This is a genomic window from Actinomadura sp. RB99 (genome assembly GCF_014706005.1).
Lineage (GTDB): Bacteria > Actinomycetota > Actinomycetes > Streptosporangiales > Streptosporangiaceae > Spirillospora.
Map to the genome: position 1 here is coordinate 16,861 of NZ_JABMCA010000089.1, position 19,007 is coordinate 35,867.

General features: G+C 73.2%; 18 protein-coding genes. 17 read left to right on the forward strand and 1 reads right to left on the reverse strand.

The annotated features are described in order from the left end of the window. Positions 1–287: 287 nt before the first annotated feature. The 16 genes from amrb99_RS43470 to amrb99_RS43545 all read left to right on the forward strand — a co-directional run bounded on the left by amrb99_RS43470 (position 288) and on the right by amrb99_RS43545 (position 15,355). On the forward strand, positions 288–989 hold the full coding sequence (locus tag amrb99_RS43470) for an ABC transporter permease (protein WP_190867726.1): 702 nt from the start codon (positions 288–290) through the stop codon (positions 987–989). 55 nt (positions 990–1,044) lie between these two features. Further along, positions 1,045–1,872 (forward strand): ABC transporter permease, encoded by an 828-nt coding sequence (locus tag amrb99_RS43475; protein WP_241756492.1) that lies wholly within the window; start codon positions 1,045–1,047, stop codon positions 1,870–1,872. Continuing rightward, the gene (locus tag amrb99_RS43480; RefSeq protein ID WP_190867696.1) at positions 1,869–3,161 is read left to right on the forward strand and encodes an MCE family protein; all 1,293 of its coding nucleotides are present in this window, start codon (positions 1,869–1,871) and stop codon (positions 3,159–3,161) included. The genes amrb99_RS43475 and amrb99_RS43480 overlap by 4 nt, the downstream gene beginning before the upstream one ends. Beyond that, positions 3,158–4,198, forward strand: a complete 1,041-nt coding sequence (locus amrb99_RS43485; protein ID WP_190867699.1) for an MCE family protein — start codon at positions 3,158–3,160, stop codon at positions 4,196–4,198. Before amrb99_RS43480 ends, amrb99_RS43485 begins: the two co-directional genes overlap by 4 nt. Next, positions 4,195–5,217 carry an MCE family protein gene (locus amrb99_RS43490; RefSeq protein WP_190867701.1) on the forward strand — a complete coding sequence of 341 codons (1,023 nt, stop codon included), beginning with the start codon at positions 4,195–4,197 and terminating at the stop codon, positions 5,215–5,217. The genes amrb99_RS43485 and amrb99_RS43490 overlap by 4 nt, the downstream gene beginning before the upstream one ends. Further along, on the forward strand, positions 5,217–6,257 hold the full coding sequence (locus amrb99_RS43495; RefSeq protein WP_190867703.1) for an MCE family protein: 1,041 nt from the start codon (positions 5,217–5,219) through the stop codon (positions 6,255–6,257). The genes amrb99_RS43490 and amrb99_RS43495 overlap by 1 nt, the downstream gene beginning before the upstream one ends. Further along, complete coding sequence (locus amrb99_RS43500; protein ID WP_190867705.1) at positions 6,254–7,405, forward strand: MlaD family protein; 1,152 nt, start codon at positions 6,254–6,256, stop codon at positions 7,403–7,405. Before amrb99_RS43495 ends, amrb99_RS43500 begins: the two co-directional genes overlap by 4 nt. Before the next feature lie 5 nt (positions 7,406–7,410). Continuing rightward, complete coding sequence (locus tag amrb99_RS43505) at positions 7,411–8,676, forward strand: MlaD family protein (protein ID WP_190867707.1); 1,266 nt, start codon at positions 7,411–7,413, stop codon at positions 8,674–8,676. Continuing rightward, on the forward strand, positions 8,676–9,245 hold the full coding sequence (locus tag amrb99_RS43510) for a hypothetical protein (protein WP_190867709.1): 570 nt from the start codon (positions 8,676–8,678) through the stop codon (positions 9,243–9,245). Before amrb99_RS43505 ends, amrb99_RS43510 begins: the two co-directional genes overlap by 1 nt. Continuing rightward, positions 9,242–9,763, forward strand: a complete 522-nt coding sequence (locus amrb99_RS43515; RefSeq protein ID WP_347257115.1) for a hypothetical protein — start codon at positions 9,242–9,244, stop codon at positions 9,761–9,763. Before amrb99_RS43510 ends, amrb99_RS43515 begins: the two co-directional genes overlap by 4 nt. Positions 9,764–9,777: 14 nt before the next feature. Next, positions 9,778–10,308 (forward strand): hypothetical protein, encoded by a 531-nt coding sequence (locus tag amrb99_RS43520; RefSeq protein ID WP_190867711.1) that lies wholly within the window; start codon positions 9,778–9,780, stop codon positions 10,306–10,308. A gap of 14 nt (positions 10,309–10,322) precedes the next feature. Then, positions 10,323–10,877, forward strand: a complete 555-nt coding sequence (locus tag amrb99_RS43525) for a hypothetical protein (protein ID WP_190867714.1) — start codon at positions 10,323–10,325, stop codon at positions 10,875–10,877. Between the two features lie 104 nt (positions 10,878–10,981). Beyond that, entirely contained in the window at positions 10,982–11,578 is a 597-nt protein-coding gene (locus amrb99_RS51985) for a winged helix-turn-helix domain-containing protein (protein WP_241756493.1), read from the forward strand. Continuing rightward, positions 11,494–12,075: an IS630 family transposase gene (locus tag amrb99_RS43535; protein ID WP_347257116.1), complete on the forward strand. Its 582-nt coding sequence runs from the start codon at positions 11,494–11,496 to the stop codon at positions 12,073–12,075. Before amrb99_RS51985 ends, amrb99_RS43535 begins: the two co-directional genes overlap by 85 nt. 226 nt (positions 12,076–12,301) lie before the next feature. After that, positions 12,302–13,474: a helix-turn-helix domain-containing protein gene (locus amrb99_RS43540; protein ID WP_190867718.1), complete on the forward strand. Its 1,173-nt coding sequence runs from the start codon at positions 12,302–12,304 to the stop codon at positions 13,472–13,474. A gap of 132 nt (positions 13,475–13,606) precedes the next feature. Then, positions 13,607–15,355 carry a GMC family oxidoreductase gene (locus tag amrb99_RS43545; RefSeq protein ID WP_190867720.1) on the forward strand — a complete coding sequence of 583 codons (1,749 nt, stop codon included), beginning with the start codon at positions 13,607–13,609 and terminating at the stop codon, positions 15,353–15,355. A 114-nt stretch (positions 15,356–15,469) separates the two neighbouring features. Here amrb99_RS43545 and amrb99_RS43550 read toward each other — a convergent pair whose 3' ends face one another. Then, the gene (locus amrb99_RS43550) at positions 15,470–16,687 is read right to left on the reverse strand and encodes an Ig-like domain-containing protein (protein ID WP_190867722.1); all 1,218 of its coding nucleotides are present in this window, start codon (positions 16,685–16,687) and stop codon (positions 15,470–15,472) included. Between the two features lie 672 nt (positions 16,688–17,359). Between amrb99_RS43550 and amrb99_RS43555 the strand changes: the two genes are divergently transcribed. After that, a complete protein-coding gene (locus amrb99_RS43555) occupies positions 17,360–18,841 on the forward strand; it encodes an exopolysaccharide biosynthesis polyprenyl glycosylphosphotransferase (protein ID WP_190867724.1) in 1,482 nt (493 codons plus the stop codon). Positions 18,842–19,007: the final 166 nt, after the last annotated feature.

Sequence of the window (19,007 nt, forward strand, 5' to 3'; positions counted from 1 at the left end):
GTCCCGCGCCGTTCGCGCGCCCCCTCCCGGCGGCCGCGGAACGTGTTATCCGGTGCCAAATAAATGTTCATGATCATCAAGAACATGTCAGTTCGGGATAGAAGAGCGCGAGGCCGGTGATTTCCGTCTCCCCGGTTCTTGCGAATCGAATTTACCCGCCAGTAGTTTTCCTGGACCATGCGAACGCGAAAGGAGGCCCGGCCGTGGCGGCACCGATCATCGAATTCCCGCTGAGCGCGCTGCGCCAGGCGGGGCGGCTGTTCGCGCTCGGCGCCACCGTGCTCGGCATGTCGTTCCGCCGGCCGTTCCAGTTCCGCGAGTTCGTCGAGCAGTTCTGGTTCATCGCCAGCGTCACGATCCTGCCGACCGCGCTCGTGTCGATCCCGTTCGGCGCGGTGACCTCGCTGCAGGTCGGCTCGCTCACCCAGCAGTTCGGCGCGCAGTCGTTCACCGGCGCCGCCAGCGTGCTGGTGGTGATCCAGCAGGCGAGCCCGATGATCGTGGCGCTGCTGGTGTCCGGGGTGGCGGGCTCGACGATCTGCGCGGACATCGGCGCCCGGACGATCCGCGAGGAGCTGGACGCGATGGAGGTGCTCGGCGTCTCGCCCGTCCAGCGGCTCGTGGTGCCGCGCGTGCTGGCCTGCGTCGCGGTCGCGCTGCTGCTGAACGGCCTGGTCTCGGTCGTCGGCGTCGCGGGCGGCTACTACTTCAACGTCATGATGCAGGGCGGTACGCCCGGCGCGTACGTCGCGAGCTTCTCCGCCCTGGCGCAGCTCCCCGACATCTACGTGGGGGAGGCGAAGGCGCTGCTGTTCGGGTTCGTCGCGGGCGTGGTCGCCGCGTACCGGGGCCTGAACCCGAAGGGCGGGCCGAAGGGCGTCGGCGACGTCGTCAACCAGTCCGTCGTCATCACCTTCCTGCTGCTGTTCCTGATGAACCTCGTGATCACCGGGATCTACCTGCAGGTCGTCCCGCCGAAGGGAGGCTGACATGAGCCTTCTCTCTCTGAGGGGACGACCCCCCAGACCCCCCGGCAAACGCCTTTTGACGGTGGTCAGAGGCGGCCCCAACCGGTGGTTCGCGTGGCTGGACCAGCCCGGCGACCAGGGCACCTTCTACGTCAAGGCGCTGCTGTGGACGCCGCGCGCCCTGCACCGCTACCGCAAGGAGGTGCAGCGGCTGCTGTCGGAGGTCGCGTTCGGCAGCGGCGGCCTCGGCGTGATCGGCGGGACGATCGGCGTGATGGTCGCGATGACCCTCGCGACCGGTGTCGTCGTCGGGATGCAGGGCTACTCCGCGCTCCAGCAGATCGGGACGTCGGCGTTCACCGGGTTCGCGTCCGCCTACATCAACACGCGCGAGATCGCGCCGGTCGTGTCGGGCCTCGCGCTGTCGGCGACGGTCGGCGCCGGGTTCACCGCGCAGCTCGGCGCGATGCGGATCAGCGACGAGGTGGACGCCCTGGAGGTGATGGGCATCCCGAGCCTGCCGTACCTGGTGACGACCCGGATCATCGCGGGCGCGGTCGCGATCGTCCCGCTGTACGCGGTCGGGCTGCTGTGCGCGTACCTCGCGTCCCGCGAGGTCACGGTGAAGGTGAACGGGCAGTCGGCGGGCACCTACGACCACTACTTCGGGCTGTTCCTGTCGCCGACGGACGTGGTGCTGTCGTTCCTCAAGGTGCTGGTGTTCAGCGTCCTGGTGATCCTGTCGCACTGCTACTACGGCTACCGCGCGGCCGGCGGCCCCGCCGGTGTGGGCAAGGCCGTCGGCCGGGCGGTCCGCACGTCGATCGTGCTGATCAGCGTGAGCGACTTCTTCTTAAGCCTCGCGGTCTGGGGCACCAACACGACGGTGAAGGTGGCCGGATGAACGCCCGGCGCGAGGCCCGCAGGCGCAGGCGGGCGGGACGCGAGCCGGTCGCCGAGCGGCGGCTCGCGGGGGTGGCGTTCCTGCTGGTGCCGGCGCTGCTGGTCTGGCTGTCGATCGCGTTCTACGACAAGGCGTTCACCAAGGTCGACTGGGTGACGCTGAAGACGGCGAGCGCGGGCAGCGAGATGCACCCGCACGCGGACGTGAAGCTGCGCGGCGTCGTCGTCGGCGAGGTGCGGACGGTGTCGTCCAACGGCGGCGTCGCGACGCTGAAGCTGGCGATCCAGCCGGACAAGGTGAGGCTGCTGCCGAGCAACGTCACGGCGCAGCTGCTGCCGACGACGCTGTTCGGGCAGCGGTTCGTCGCGCTGATCCCGCCCGCCGACCCGAGCCCGGCGCGGCTGACGGCGGGCAGCACCATCAGCCAGGACCGCTCGTCCAACGCGATCGAGCTGCAGCGGGTGATGGACAACCTGTACCCGCTGCTCACCGCCGTGCAGCCGGCGCAGCTGTCGGCGACGCTGACGGCGGTGTCGCAGGCGCTGAGCGGGCGCGGCGGGCAGCTCGGCGACACCCTCGTGGAGCTGGACGCCTACCTGAAGAAGATCAACCCGAGCCTGCCCGCGCTGAACCGGGACATCCGGGAGCTGGTCGCGGTCAGCAACGCCTACAGCGAGGCGGCGCCCGACATCCTCCAGGCGCTCAACGACTTCAGCTACACGACGCGGTCGATCGTCCGCCAGAAGGACGATCTCAGCCGGCTGTACGCGACCGTCACCGGAGCCTCGCAGGACATGTCGGACTTCCTGCACGAGAACTCGGCCAACTTCATCGGGCTCGCCGCCGACAGCCGCGCCTCGCTGCAGGTGCTCCAGAAGTACTCGCCCGAGATGCCCTGCACGCTGCGGATGCTGAACGACTTCATCCCCCTGATGGACAAGGTCCTCGGCAAGGGGACGGACCGGCCGGGCCTGCACGTCGACGTGACGACCGTCCGGAACAAGGGCCGGTACGTCCCCGGCAAGGACGCGCCCCGCTACACCGACAAGAGCGGCCCGCACTGCTACCCGGCGGGCGGCCCCGCCACCGTCAGGTCGGCGCCCCCGAACGCGGCCACGCCGGTCGCGGTCGCGCCCGGAGCGCTCGGCCTGCCGAACTCCCCGGAGGAGAACCGCCTCGTCAACGAGCTGCTGGCGCCCGGCCTCCAGGAGGTCCCCGAGGACCTGCCGGACTGGAGCAGCGTGCTCCTCGGGCCCGTCTACCGCGGCACGGAGGTGCGGATCCGATGAACCGGAGGGGACTGCTCGGCCCGCTGTGGAAGTCGCTCGCGTTCGTCGTCGTGACGGTCGTCGCGACCGCCATGCTGGCGCTCACCATCGCGCAGACCGGCGGCGGCGGATCGGTGACGTACCGGGCGCGGTTCACCGACGCGTCCGGGCTCCGCGACGGCGACAGCGTGCGGATCGCCGGCGTCCAGGTCGGGCGGGTCGGCGGGATCCGGGTCGTCGGGCGCCGGCAGGCGCTCGTCACCTTCAAGGTCGACCGCGGCCGCGCGCTGCCCGCCTCGTCCACCGCGACGATCAAGTACCTGAACCTGATCGGCCAGCGGTACCTCGAGATCGGCCGGGGGACGGGCGGCGCCGGCGCGCTGCCGCCCGGCGCGACGATCCCGGTCGACCGGACGGCCCCGGCACTGAACCTGACGCAGCTGTTCAACGGGTTCCAGCCGCTGTTCCAGGCGCTGTCGCCGAAGGACGTCAACCAGCTCGCCGGGTCGATCGTCCAGGTGCTCCAGGGCGAGGGCGGGACCGTCGAGGACCTGCTGTCCACGGTCGGCTCGCTGACCAGCGGCATCGCCGACAAGGACCAGGTCATCGGGCAGGTCATCGACAACCTCAACGCCGTCCTCGACACCGTCAACGCGCGCGGCGACGACCTGTCGAGCCTCATCACGACGCTGCGGCGGCTCGTGTCGGGCCTCGCCGGAGACCGGACGTCCATCGGCGAGGCGGTCAGCGCGCTCGACGACCTCGCCGGCGTCACCACCGACCTCCTCCGGGAGGGCCGCGAACCGCTCAAGCAGGACATCGCGCAGCTCGGGCGGCTGTCCACCAACCTCAACGAGGACTCCCCGACCGTCGACCGGTTCCTGCGGACGCTGCCGGTGAAGATGGCGGCGATCGGCCGGATCGGCTCGTACGGGTCGTGGATGAACTTCTACATGTGCGAGGCGTCCGTGACCGGCGTGACCTACAAGCAGTACCCGGGCGAGAGCCACCCGGCGCCGTCGGGCGTGCGGTCCGACGCGGCGAGGTGCGGGTCGTGAGGCGGCCGCGGCTGAAGCCGGTCCGGGAGCGCAACCCGGTCCTCGTCGCGATCGTGTCGATCACGCTGCTCGTCGCCGCCGGGCTCGCGGCGTTCAACGCCAAGGACCTGCCGCTGATCGGCGGCGGCACCACCTACCGGGCCGACTTCAGCGAGGCGGCCGGGCTGCGGCCCGGCAACGAGGTCCGCGTCGCCGGCGTCAAGGTCGGCGAGGTCACCGGCGTCCGGCTGGCCGGCGCGAAGGTCGCGGTCGCGTTCCGGGTGAAGCGCACCTGGGTCGGCGACGCCAGCACCGTCGCGATCGCGATCAAGACGCTGCTCGGCGACAAGTACCTCGCCGTCGACCCGCTCGGCCCGCGCCGGCAGGACCCGGGACGGACGATCCCGCTGGCCCGGACGACGTCCCCCTACGACGTGACGCAGGCGTTCCAGGACCTCGCCACCACGACCGGGCAGCTCGACTCGCGGAAGCTCGCCGAGAGCCTCGACGCCATCTCCGGCGCGTTCGCGCACACCGCGCCGAGCGTCCGGCAGGCCCTCGACGGGGTGTCCGCGCTGTCGAAGACGATCTCGTCCCGGGACTCGCAGCTGTCCCGGCTGCTGGCGAACACCCGGCAGATCACCGGGACGGTGTCCGGGCAGACCGAGGACGTCCAGGCGCTGCTGCGGGACGGGAACCTGCTGCTCGGCGAGATCGGCCGCCGCCGCGAGGCGATCCACGGGCTGCTCGTCGGCACGCAGTCGCTGTCGCAGCAGATCAGCGGGCTCGTCGACGACAACCAGAAGCAGCTCGACCCGACGCTGCGCGCGCTCGGCCGCGTCACCGACCTGCTCCAGAAGAACCAGGAGAACCTCGACCGGGCGCTGAAGACCGCGGGCCCGTACACGCGGCTGCTCGGCAACACGATGGGCAACGGCCGCTGGCTCGACGGGTACCTGTGCGGGCTCGTCCCGAAGGACTACGCGCCGAAGACGACACCGGAGAAGGGCTGCATGCCGCCCGGGAAGGGCGGGCACTGATGCTGCGCAAACTCGCCGGCCCGGCCACGCTGGTCGCAGCGGGCCTCGCCGTCATCGTCGCCGCCGCCATCGCGTTCCTCGTCCTGCGGCCCCCGGCCGGGACCCGGATCACCGTCTACTTCCACGACGCCGTCGGCGTCTACAAGGGCTCCGACGTGCGGGTCCTCGGCGTGAAGGTCGGCACGGTGAACTCCGTCCGGGCCGAGGGCACGCAGGTCAGGGCCGAGATGACGGTCGACCGCGGGATCGACGTCCCGGCGGGCGCGAACGTCGTCGCGATCGCGCCCAGCTTGGTCGCCGACCGGTACGTCCAGCTGACGCCCGCCTACACCGGCGGCCCGAAGATGGCGGCCGGCGCGGTGATCCCCGTCGAGCGGACCGCGACGCCCGTCGAGCTCGACCAGATCTACGCCAGCATCACCCGGCTGTCGAAGGAACTGGGACCGGACGGGGTCAACAAGGACGGCGCCCTGTCGCGCGTCCTCGGCACCGGCGCCGAGAACCTCCAGGGCAACGGCCAGGACATCCGCACCACGACCGAGCGGATGGCGCAGGCCGCGCGGACCCTCTCCGGCTCGCAGAAGGACCTGTTCTCCACGATCTCGAACCTGTCGACGTTCACCTCGATGCTCAAGACCAACGACGGGCAGGTCCGGCAGGCCGAGCAGCGGCTCGCCGACGTCACCGGGTTCCTCGCCGACGACCGGCAGGAGCTGGACGCGGCGCTCAAGGCGCTCGCCGCCGCCCTCGCCAAGGTGAAGGTGTTCGTGCACGACAACCGCGAGCAGATCCGCACCAACGTGCGGAAGCTGTCGAAGATCACGCAGCTGCTGGCGGACCAGCGCCGGTCCCTCGCCGAGGCGCTGGACGACCTGCCGCTCGCCGTCACCAACGTCCTCGACGCCTACGACCCGGCGACGCGGACGCTGATGGGCCGCGGCGACCTCAACGAGATGAGCCCGCCGCTGCCGGCGACCGGACGCGCGGCGCCCGCGGGACCGGCGGCGCCGTCCGGCGGCACGGGGAAGGGGGCGCCATGAGCCGCGCGAAGACCCGGCGGGCCCGGAACACGGCCGTCGGCGCCGCGCTCGCCGCGGTGACGCTCGGCGGCTGCGGCCCGCTCGGGGTCGGCGGCGGCGTGCAGGACCTGCCGCTGCCCGGCGGCGCCGACCTCGGCGACCACCCGTACACGGTGAAGGCGGAGTTCGCGAACGTGCTGAACCTCGTCCCGCAGTCCGCGGTGAAGGTCAACGACGTCGCGGTCGGCCGGGTGGAGAAGGTGGCGCTGCCCGCCGGCGGCTGGACCGCCGAGGTCACCATGCGGATCAACGGCGATGTCCGGCTGCCCGCCGGCGCGTACGCGCAGCTGGAGCAGTCGAGCCTGCTGGGCGAGAAGTTCGTCCAGCTCAGCGCCGGACCCGAGCGCACCGGACTCCCGGGGGGCGCCGCCGCGCCGGGCGGTGCCGCACCGGGCGGGCCCGCGCCGTCCGCGAGCACGGGAAGGCTCGCGGACGGTGCGGTGATCCCGCTGTCGCGCACCAACCGGAACCCGGAGGTCGAGGAGGTGTTCGGCGCGCTGTCGATGCTGCTCAACGGCGGCGGGATCGCGCAGCTGCGCACCATCACCACCGAGATGAACAAGGCGCTGGACGGCAACGAGCCGCAGATCCGGTCGCTGCTGGAGCAGGCGCGCAGGCTCGTCGGCGACCTCGACGCCAACAAGCAGGGCATCACCGACGCCCTCGACGGCGTCAACCGCCTGTCGTCCACCCTGCGCGCGCGCCAAGGGCAGATAGGCGTCGCGCTCGACGACATCGAGCCCGGACTGAAGGTGCTGGAGGAGCAGCGCGGCGCGCTCGTCCGGATGCTGAACTCGCTGAACGAGCTGTCGGGGGTGGCCGTCACGACCGTCGAGCGGAGCAAGGACGACCTCGTCGCCGACCTCAAGGCGCTCGAACCGACGCTGCGCAGGCTGTCGGACGCCGGGCACGACCTGCCGAACGCGCTGCAGGTCATGCTCACCTACCCGTTCACCGACGCCGTCCTGCCCGCGGTGAAGGGCGACTACCTGAACGTGTACCTCCAGGTCGCCGCGCAGCCGGGGACCCAGATCGTCCCGCCGGTGACGCCGCTGCCGACCAGCGGCGACGGAAGGCCCGCGGGCGGCCCGACGGGACAGGGGGGCTGACCGGGATGCTGACCATCGGCACCAGGATCAAGAACATCGTCTTCCTCATCGTCGGGGCGCTCGCGATCTGCTACGTCGGCCTGAACTACGCCGACCTCGGCGGCTACGTCGGACTGAAGGACTACTACGTCGTCAAGGTCGACCTGCCCGAGGCGGGCGGGCTGGCGAAGAACGCCGACGTCACCTACCGGGGCACCTCGGTCGGCCGCGTCGGCGGCCTCGACCTCACCGCCGACGGCGTCATCGCGGACCTGCGGATCCGCAGGTCCGCGCCGAAGGTGCCGCGCGACACCCAGGCCGTCGTGGCGAACCGGTCCGCGATCGGCGAGCAGTACATCGACCTGCGGCCCCGCACGAACACCGGCCCCTACCTCGCCGCGGGCTCGGTCATCCCGCGCTCCTCCGCCACCACCCCGGCGCCCGTCACCGACCTGCTGACCAGCGTGAACGACCTCGCCGCGTCCGTCCCGACCGGCTCGCTGCGGACGGTCGTCGCCGAACTCGGCCGCGCCTTCGCCGGGGAGGGCCCCGACCTCCAGGTGCTGCTGGACAGCAGCCACACCCTCACCGAGGCCGCCGACCGGAACATCGAGCCGACGCGCTCCCTCATCGGCGACGGCCAGACCGTCCTGCGCACGCAGGACGAGGAGTCCGGCGCGCTCAAGTCGTTCGGCCGCGACGCCCGGCTGCTGGCGGCGCAGCTGCGCGCCTCCGACCCCGCGTTCCGCCGGCTCGTGTCCACCGCGCCCGGCGCCGCCGGCGAGCTCCAGGGACTCGTCCGCGACCTCGACCCGTCGATGAGCGTCCTCGTCGCGAACCTCCTCACCACCTCCCGCGTCCTCCAGCCCCGGACCGACGGCCTCGAACAGCTCCTCGCGAAGCTCCCCGCCGCCGTCTCGATGGGCCTGACCGTCGCGCACGACGGCCGCCTCAACTTCGGGATGGTCAACACCTTCTTCGACCCGCTGCCCTGCACATCCGGATACGGCGGGACGCAGTACCGCAACGGGCTCGACACGTCGCCCGGCCCCGCGCTCAACACCGCGGCCCGCTGCACGGCGCCCGCGTCCAGCGGGGTCAACGTGCGCGGGTCGGCCAACGCCCCGCACCCGCCCTTCCCGGCCGCGGCGCGTCCCGGCTCGGTCCTCGGCGGGACCGCGACGGCGTCGGCGCCCGCGGACGCCGCGCTGCCGGGAGCGCTCGCGCTGCCCGGCGTCGCGCCCGGACCGTCCGGGATGAGCGCGCTGCTCGGCCTGAACGGAGGGCACTGATGGCCACGACCGTGAAAGCCGAACCCCTGCCCCGGCCCCCCGCCCGCGCGAAACGCCGCCCCCTGCTCGCCGGGTGGGGCCTCATCGGCTGGGCCGCGGTCCTCGCCGCCGCCGCCTTCCTCGGCTGGACGGTCTTCACCCTCGTCACGGCGGGCGGCGACCGCGCGACCGGCCCCGAACGCGAGCGCGACCTCGTCCTGCGCAGCACCGGCCGCGAGATCGCCGCGCTGAACACCATGGACCGGTCCGACCCGTCCGCCGGGCTCAGGGCCTGGCTCGACGCGACCACCGGCCCCCTGCACGACCAGCTCCAGCGGGACGAACCGGCGAACCGCGCGAAGATCGGCGCGTCCCGGACCAGCGCGTCCGCGACCGTCACCGGCGCCGCCGTCACCTCCCTCGACACCGCCGCCGGCAAGGCCCAGGTCATCGCGTCCGTGCAGGTCACCCTCACCCCGCAGGGCGGCACGCCCAGCCTGCAGCGCAAGCGCTTCGAGGCCGGCGCCGTCCGCACCGCGGCCGGCTGGAAGCTCGAATCGCTCACCGCACTCCCGGCCGGTGCCCGGTGAGCCGCCTCCTCGGCCTCGCCAGGCCGCTCGGGATCGCGCTCGGCCTCGTCCTGATCGCGCTGCTGCTGCACCCGGTCGCCGGACGGCTCCGCGACGGAGGCGCGGGGGCGGGGGGCACCCCGCACGACCGGGCCGTCCTCGACGGCGTCGCCACCACCGACGTCACCGGCGACGTGTCCACCGCGCTCAGCCGCATCTTCAGCTACACGCCGGCCGACGTGGACGCCGCGCGGCGCGCCGCCGCCGACGTGCTCACCGGCCCCGCCGCCGCGCAGTACACGAAGATCTTCGGGCAGGTGGCGCGGCAGGCGCCCGCCCAGCGCGTCACGCTCACCACCCGCGTCACCCGCGCCGGCGTCATCTCCCTGGTCGGCGACACCGCGCGGCTGCTGGTCTTCCTCGACCAGACCGCGACCCGCGCCGGAAGGCCCGACGGCACGCCCGCCGCCGCCCAGCTCACCGTCACCGCGCACCGCGACGACGGCCACTGGCGCATCACCGAGCTGAAGTCCGCGTGACCGGGAGGCCCGCCATGCCGGAATCGGACACCCTGCAGAGCACCGACACCGTGCGGCGGACGGCCGCGTGCTGCGCCGTCCTCGCCGCCCTCTTCGCCGCCTGGGCCGGCTGGAACTGGTACACCGCCGCCCACGACGGCTCCTACGCCTACTCCCGCACCCGCGACGACGTCCTGCAGAGCGCCGAGCAGGGCGTCCAGAACCTCAACACCCTCGACTACCGCACCGTCGACGCCGGCCTTCGGACCTGGCTCGACTCCACCACCGGCGACCTCCACCGGCAGATCGCCCAGGACCGCGCCGGCTTCACCGACCGGGTCCGGACAGCCCGCACCGTCACCACCGCGAGGATCCTCGGCGCGGCCGTCTCCGAACTCGACGAGCGGTCCGGCAAGGCGAGCGTGCTCGTCGCCGTCGAGACCACCGTCACCCCGCCGGGCGGCGCCCCCGTCACCAAGCAGAACCGGCTCGAAGGCCGCCTCGCCCGCACCGGCGGCGGCTGGAAGCTCAGCGACCTCGGCCAGGCCCCGACGGGCACGACGTGAGAGGACGGCCCGCCATGGCCGCGCACACCACCCGCATCCTCGGCGGCGCCCGCTGGAGGGCCGCCGCCTCCTCGCCCGCCGTCCTCGGGCTGCTCGCCGTGCTGCTCGCCGCGTCCGGCGTCTGGATGCACCGGCAGGCCCGCGACGTTCGCGCCGACCCCGCCGTCCGGAACACCGCCCTCACCGACAGCGCCGCCACCAGCGAGGTCAAGGGCGCCGTCGCCGACATGGTCGGCCGGCTGTTCTCCTACGCCTACACCGACCCGGGCCGTACCGACACCGCCGCGCGCACCTGCCTCACCGGCGCGGCCGTCCGCCAGTACGCGGCGCTGATGACCCGCGTCCGCACCGACGCGCCGCGGCAGAAGACCGTCCTCAGCACGAAGGTGACCGACAGCGCCGTCACCGACCTCCGCGACGGCCGCGCCCGCCTCCTCGTCTACGCCGACCAGCAGACGACCCGCACCAGCGACGGCAAGAGCACCACGTCCCCCGCCATGCTCGCCGTCACCGCCGTGCACCATTCCCACCAATGGCGCATCACGAATATTGACACGTTCCAGCAGTAGCGAGCACCCCAGGTGGCCGGGCCGCGACCGGCCCTAACCAGGGTTAATGGGTCATGGCGGTTTGGTGAGTGGACGGGCGGGTGGTGTGGGCGTATGCCGGTGGCATGGCCAGATACCCCCAGGGCGGCGGGATGACCGACGCGGGCCGTGAGCGGCGGGAACAGGTGCGGATGCAGGCCGCGCAGTGGTTCGGTGAGGGCCGGGCCAACGCGTGGATCGCTGCGCAGTTGCGGGTGGGGCTGCGGCAGGTGGAGAAGTGGCGGCAGGCCTGGCGTCAGGGCGGGCCGGAGGCGTTGCGGTCCAAGGGGCCGCATCGGCGGGCGCGGCTGGACCAGGCGGCGTTCGCGCGGTTGGAGGCCGAGTTGAACCGCGGGCCGGCCGCGCACGGGTATGCCGATGACCAGCGGTGGACGCTGGGCCGGATCGCGGCGCTGATCAAGGGCCTGTTCGGGGTCGAGTACACCCTGCCGGGGGTGTCGCTGCTGCTGCGCCGCAACGGCTGGTCGGTGCAGGTCCCGGGGCGCCGCGCGATCGAGCGCGACGACCAGGCCGTCGAGGTGTGGAAAGAGCGGGTGTGGCCGCAGGTGGAAGCATCGCAGGCGACCTGGGCGCCTGGATCTGCTTCCAAGACGAGACAGGTCAAGGGCTCAGGCCGCCCCGCGGACGCTCCTGGTCCCGGCGGGGGCTCCGGCCGCAGGTGAGGGTGCACGGCGGTGACCAGGGCGGGCGGGTCTCGGTCGCCGGGATGGTCTGCTACCGGCCCGGGCATCGGCCCCGGCTGATCTACCGACTGCACCACTACCGCCGCCGCAAAGGCGAACGCGCCGCCTTCACCCTCAACGAGTACAAGAGCCTGCTGCAGTCCGTTCACCAGCGGTTACCCGGCGGGAAGATCGTGCTGGTCTGGGACAACCTGAACATCCACCACTCCGCCGCGATGCGCGCGTTCATCGGCGCCCACGCCGACTGGCTGCAGGTGTTCTACCTGCCCGCCTACGCCCCCGACCTCAACCCCGCCGAGAGCGTGTGGTCACTGCTCAAGCGCTCCATGGCCAACTTCCTGGCCACCGACCTGGACCACCTCACCGCCATGATCAAGCACCGCCTCGAAGTCATCCAGCACCACCCCGACGTGATCAACGGCTGCCTGACCACCACAGGCCTCACCCTCACCACCACACCCGCCAACACCAATTAATCCTGGTTAGCGCAGCGGAAATGGTCCGTCCAACGCGTGTCCGGGCGACGATTTCCTTGGCCTTCCAGGAATTGCGAAACGTCACCGTCATCCGGCCCGCGCTTTTGTCAGTCGACTCCATGAAGGCGCGCCGAACGGTTTATTCCAGCGACAATCGGAATCGGGGTCCGATCCGCGATCCTGGGAGCGCCGCCGACCGGCGGGCCTGGGACAGGGGGATCGACGCGTGGTGCGAACGGGATTGGACGTGCGGCCCTTCGAGGCCGTCCCGGCGGGCGTGGCCGAACGGCTGCGGCCCCAGGTGGGCCGGGCGGCGGACGAGGTCCTGAACGAGCTGCGGCGCGGCGATCCGCCGCTCGCCGACGAGGAGGCCGGGCGGGCGCGGGCCGGGATCGTCGCGGGGATCCGGCACTTCTGCGACCTGGTCGAGGACCCCGGCGCCGGCTGGGAGCGGGTGGCGGCGTTCTACCTGCGGGTCGGCCGGCACCTCGCCCGCGAAGGGCGCGACCCGGTGGAGGTGCAGCAGGCGCTGCGCCGCTCCGCGCTCGCGGCGTGGCGGACGCTCGCGGCCGTCCCCGGCGGCCTCGACCTCGACCTCGGCGCGCTCAGCCTCGTCGTGGACGCCCAGTTCTGTTACATGGACGCGGTGGCGGAGGTGATCGCCGCCGGGTACACGGCGGAGGTGGCCGCGCGCGCCCGGCTGCTGCACCTGCTGCTCGCCGACCCGCCCGCGGACGAGGCGCGGGTCGCGGCGCTGGCCGGGGAGGCCCGCTGGCCGCTGCCCGCGACGGTGGCGGTCGCGGTGGCGCGGCAGCGCCGCGAGAACGGCGTCCGGACGCCGCCGGCCCCGGCCGCCGACGGGCTGCTCTGCGACTTCGGGGCGCCGGAGCCGTGCCTGATCGTCCCGGACCCCGACGGCCCCGGCCGCCCCCGCCTCCCCGACGCGCTGCTCCGGGACTGGGCGGTCGCGGTCGGCCCGGCGGTGCCGCTCGCGCGGGCGCGGGACTCGCTGCGGTGGGCGCGCGAGACCCTGTCGCTCGCCGCGCGCGGGGTGATCCCGGACGGCGGCCTGATCCGCAGCGCCGAGCACGTCCCCGCGCTGGTGATCGCGCGGGCGGGCGAGCTGATCGACGACGCCGCCGCGACCCGGCTGGCGCCGCTCAGCGCCGTCCCGCCGGCGCGCAGGGAGCGGCTCGCGGAGACGCTGCTGGCCCTGCTGGAGCACAACTTCAACGCGGCGGACGCGAGCCGCCGGCTGCGCGTCCACCCGCAGACCGTCCGCTACCGGCTGCGGCATCTGCAGGACCTCTTCGGGGACGACCTGCGGGACCCGCGGCGCTGCCTGGAGATGGAGCTGATCCTGCACGCCCGGCTCGTGAACCGCGGTGCCGCGCGCTGACGACCCGTTTTTTGTCAATCCGGTGACAAAAGGACCGCCGAATCGTTGCGCCCCGTGCATGGTGCGCGACGGAGAGCGGCGCCATAGTCGGGGACCCCATGCCCGGCGGTCCCCCAGTGAGGTGATGCTCCCATGTCCGGTGACGCCTACGACTTCGACGTGATCGTCGTCGGGTCAGGGTTCGGCGGCAGCGTGTCGGCGCTGCGGCTGGCGGAGAAGGGGTACCGGGTCGCCGTGCTGGAGGCGGGGCGCCGCTTCGACGAGAGAACGCTGCCGAAGACGTCGTGGCGGCTGCGCAAGTACGTGTGGGCGCCCCGGCTCGGGATGCGCGGCATCCAGCGCATGCACCTCGTCGGCGGGAAGGCGGGCGTGCTGGTCCTCGCGGGCGCGGGCGTCGGCGGGGGCTCGCTGGTGTACGCGAACACCCTGTACGTGCCGCCGGAGCCGTTCTTCAAGGACCGGCAGTGGGGCCACATCACCGACTGGCAGGACGAGCTGGAGCCGTTCTACCGGCAGGCGCAGAAGATGCTCGGCGTCACCGTCAACCCGCTCGTCACCCCGGCGGACGAGGCGATGAAGCGCGTCGCCGACCGGATGGGCGTGGGGGAGACCTACCATCCGACGCCCGTCGGCGTGTACTTCGGCGACAGGCCCGGCGAGGACCACGACGACCCGTTCTTCGGCGGCGCCGGACCCCGCCGGACGACCTGCACCGCGTGCGGCTCCTGCATGATCGGCTGCCGGGTCGGCGCGAAGAACATGCTGACGAAGAACTACCTGTACCTGGCCGAGCAGGCCGGGGTGAAGGTGCTGGCCGACACGACCGTGACGGCGGTGACGCCCCTCGACGACGGCACTGCGGGCGACGGCGCTGCGGGCGACGGCGCCGGGAGCGGCGGTTACCGGGTCGAGATCGAGCGCACCGGGCCGCTGCTGAAGCGCCGCCGGGCGCTGACCGCCGAGCACGTCGTGTTCGCCGCCGGCACCTACGGCACGCAGCGGCTCCTGCACCGGATGCGCGCCGCCGGCCGGCTCCCGCGCCTGTCGCCCCGGCTCGGCGAGCTGACCCGCACCAACTCCGAGGCGCTCCTCGGCGTCGAGCGGATGACGGTGTGGCACCGCAAGAAGGACGTCGACCACAGCACCGGCCTCGCCATCACCTCCTCGTTCCACCCCGACGAGAAGACCCACATCGAGCCGACCCGCTACGGCGCCGGCAACAACCTGATGGGGTTCATCCGGACGCTGCTGGTCGACGGCGGCGGCGCGCCGCGCTGGCTGAAGTTCCTCGGGCAGGCCGCCCGGCACCCGACGGTCATCCTGCGCGGCCTGTCGCTGAAGGACTGGGCGAAGCGCACCGTCATCGCGCTCGTCATGCAGACCGCCGACAACTCCATCACGGTCACCGAGAAGCGCGGCCTGCTGGGGCGCCGCCGCCTGTCCGCCGGGCTCGGCGAGGGCGAGCCGAACCCGACGTGGATCCCGGTCGCGCACAAGGCCGTCCGGATGCTCGCCGAGGAGCTCGACGCCACCCCCGGCGGGACCTGGTTCGACCTGTTCAACATCCCGACGACCGCGCACTTCATCGGCGGCTGCGTCATCGGCGAGACGCCCGAGACCGGCGTCATCGACCCCTACCACCGCGTCCACGGCCACCCCGGCCTGCACATCGTGGACGGCTCGGCGGTCACCGCGAACCTCGGCGTCAACCCGTCGCTCACCATCACGGCGCAGGCGGAGCGGGCGATGGCGTTCTGGCCGAACCGCGGCGAGAAGGACCCCCGCCCCGAGCCCGGCGCCCCGTACCGGCGCGTCGAGCGCGTCGCGCCCCGCTCCCCGGCCGTCCCCGAGAACGCGCCCGCCGCCCTGCCCCTCGTCTGACGGCCGCGCCGGCTCGCGGCCGGACCGCCGCCGCCGCGCGGCTGCGCGGAACGGGAACGGCCGCGCCGGTCCCGGACGGGATCGGCGCGGCCGTGAGGGCTGCGGGGGCGCGGGTCAGGCGCCCAGGGCCGTGGTGGTGACGGGCTTGCCGAGGGCGCTGCCCTGCGCCCACTTGGCGAACGGCAGCTGCCAGTAGCCCCAGCCGTTCGTCCACTGGAGCTGGCGCTTGGTGCCGGTGATCGTGACCAGGTCGCCGCGGTAGGACCAGTTGTAGAACCACTGCGCGTCGCCCGCGGGGGAGCGGACGCAGCCGTGGCTGCAGTTGCGGTTCCCGAGGCAGGTCGGGTCGTCCATGTTCTGGTGGATGTACTCGCCGCTGTTGGAGATGCGGGTCGCGAAGGGGACCTGCTCGTCGTACCAGCCCGGGTCGCCCTTCTTCTTGCCCGGCGGGCGCATCCGCTCCAGGCGGCTGTGGTCCATGGTGAGGTGGACGCCGCTGGTGGTGAGCAGGTGGTCGACGCCGTCGGACTGGACGTCGCCGCCCGCGCCGAGGCTGACGCCCCAGGTGCGGACCGTCCGGCCGTTCTTCTTCACGACGAGCTTGTCGGTCTTGGCGTTGACCTGGACGGTGTGGGAGTCGCCGATCTTGAACTTGCGGGTCACGTCCTTGGCGCCGAACACGTTGTCGCCGATCTTCAGCCCGGCGTAGTGGACGGTGACCGACACCCGCTGGTGCGGCTCCCACGGGTGCTTGGGGCGGAACACCAGGGACGGCAGGCCGTTGAACGACTCGCCCGCCGCCAGCCACCGCCACGCGCCCTCGGTCGGCTTGGTCGAGGAGATCTCGATGCTCTTCTCGACGGCGGCGCGCGCCTTGGCCGGCACGGCCTTGTTGAACTGGATGAAGACCGGCATCCCGGTGCCGACCGTCTCGTTCGGGCTCGGCACCACGTTGTTGATCACGGTCGCGGCGGTGGCCCTGCTCGCCTTGAACGCGCTGGTGGCCGTGGTCGCCTTGCCCTTGGGCGAGGTCGCGGTCGCCGACACCTGGTAGCTGCCGCCCGGCTGCAGCGTCCAGGTCGAGTGCCACTGGGTCTTGTCGGCCGACAGCTTCCCGGGCACCTCGGCGCCCTTCAGCTTCACCGAGACCTGGCCCAGCGTGCCGCCCGTCGACGTGACGGTCACGCCCTCGTCCGGGCGGGCCTTGCCGGCGCCGTTCGCGGGGGTGATCGTCACCTTGGGGGCGCCGTCCTCACCGCCCGCCGCCGTCGTCCCGCCCTCGCCGCCGCTGCCACCGCACGCCGTCGCCAGTCCCAGGACCACAGCGACCACCGCAAACGACTTCCCTCGCACCGTTCTCCCTCATCCAGCCCACCCGAACCCGGCGGGGCGCGGACCCCGCAACGAGATCGCTGACGAACGGCCCTGTCTTCCCGGCCCGTACCAGGGGGGACGGCCGGTTTTCACGCCCGATCACATGTGACGTCCATCGTGCCCCGAAGGTTCGCATCGTGGGGGGCGTTCTTCGCATCTTTCGCCCCTGGCGCACCATCCGTTCCGGGCGCCGGGGCGCCCGGACGGGCGCGCGCCGCCGCCGTTGCGGCCGCCGCGGGGCCGGCGGCGGGACCGGGGAACGCATGTCAATGCTCGCAATCGGCGCGGGGACGGGCGAAAAGGAAATGTGTCGTCGGCGTCGCCGGATATGAAAATGCAAGGGCCCGCGCGGCGATTGCGTCCTTGGTGTTTCTTGGCGAAAGCGATGAGCGGTGATGGGGTCATCGCCGCAGGTCACGTGGGTAGCACCCGGACAGTGTCGATCTTCTCTTCAAGTCTGCGGTGGCCTTCGTTAAAAGCGGCGATCAGCGCCGGAACGCGCTGCGATGCTGGATCGTGGCCGCCCGCGGACCCCATGTTCGGCGGCGGGGAATGCGCGCGGCACCGCGGCACCGCGGGCACCGCCGGGTCACCCGCCGGTGAGGTTCTGTCAGCGAAGGGACGCGCGAGATGAGAGCCCAGGGGCTGAGCGCATCCGTCGAGTCCAGCACATCCGTCGACTCCAGCGCGCCCGCCGGTTCCGGCGCGCCGCCCCCTGTCCCGCCGCCGCCGCTGCCGCCGCGCTGCCGCCGCGCCCTGTCCCCGCTCGCCGTGCTGTACCCGGCCTGCCTCGCCGTCGCGGACGGCTGGGCGATGGCCGCCGCCGTCGCCGTCGCGCGCGGCGCCGGACCGGACGGGGCGCTGCCCGCCGCCGCTGCCGCCGCCCTGGTCGCGCTGAACGCCTCGGGCGGGCTGTACCGGATGCGGCGCAGCCCGTCGCTGCTCGCCGACGCGCGGCCGGTGCTGGTCCGGACGCTCGTGGTCGGCGCGCTGGCCGCCGCGCTGCTGCCGGTCCTGACGCCCGGCGCGGCCCCGTCGCGGGCCGGGACGGCCGCCTGGCTGCTGATCGCGTCCGTCGCCGGCGTCCTGGCGCTGACGGCCCGCGCGTTCGGCAACGCCGCGGCCCGCACCTACCGGTGCCGCCGGTCCCGCGCCCGCACGGCCCTCGTCGTCGGGACGGGCGCGACGAGCGACCACGTCATCGACATCCTGTGCACGCGCGGCGAGTTCGGGCTCGCGCCGGTCGGGCTCGTCGGGGCCGGCGGCCCCGACGCGGCGTCCGGCCTGCCGGTCCTCGGCGACGCCGCCGACCTGCCCGGCCTCGTCGAGGAGCACGGCGCCGACACCGTGTTGATCGTCGCCGAGGACGTCCACCCCGGCCGGCTCGACGCCGTGCTGCGCATCTGCTTCGGCCTGCCGTGCGAGACGCTGCTCGTCCAGCCGCCGTCGGACGTCGTGCCGGTCGAGCCCGCGCGGCGCGAGTACCTCGCCGGGCTGCCGTGCGCGCGCGTCGACTGGCGGCTGCGCGGCGCGGCGCCCCGGTTCGCCAAGCGCGCCCTCGACCTCGCCGTCGGCCTGGCCGCGCTGCTGCTGGCGGCGCCGCTGCTCGCCGCGTGCGCCGTCGCGGTCCGCCTCGAAGGTGGCCCCGGCGTGCTGTTCCGGCAGCGCCGGATTGGCCGCGGCGGCGAGGAGTTCGTCCTGTTGAAGTTCCGCACGCTCAAGCCCGCGGACGAGCAGGAGTCCGACACCCGCTGGACCGTCGAGGGCGACCGCCGGATGGGGCCCGTCGGCCGGTTCCTGCGCCGCACGTCGCTGGACGAGCTGCCGCAGCTGTGGAACGTCGTCCGCGGCGACATGAGCCTGGTCGGGCCGCGCCCGGAGCGCCCGCACTTCGTCGAGCAGTTCTCCCGCACGTGCCCCGGCTACATGCTGCGGCATCGCGTCCCGGTCGGCATGACGGGATGGGCGCAGGTGCACGGCTTCCGCGGCGACACCTCCATCGAGCTGCGCGCCCGCCTCGACAACCACTACATCGACCACTGGACGTTCGCGTCCGACCTGCGCATCCTGCTGCTGACGGTGCGGGCCATGCTGTGCCGGGACGCCGCGTGACGGCCGCCGTCCCCTTCCCCTGGGCGGGCCGGGCGCCGCGGACGTCCCGGCGCGCGCTCGCCGGGCTGCTCGCGCGGCCGAGCTGGCTGGTCGCGGCGACCGTCGCGTGCGTCGGCGTTCCCGCCGCCGGGGGCGGGGCGGCCGCGGGGGCCGGCGCCGGGGTGCA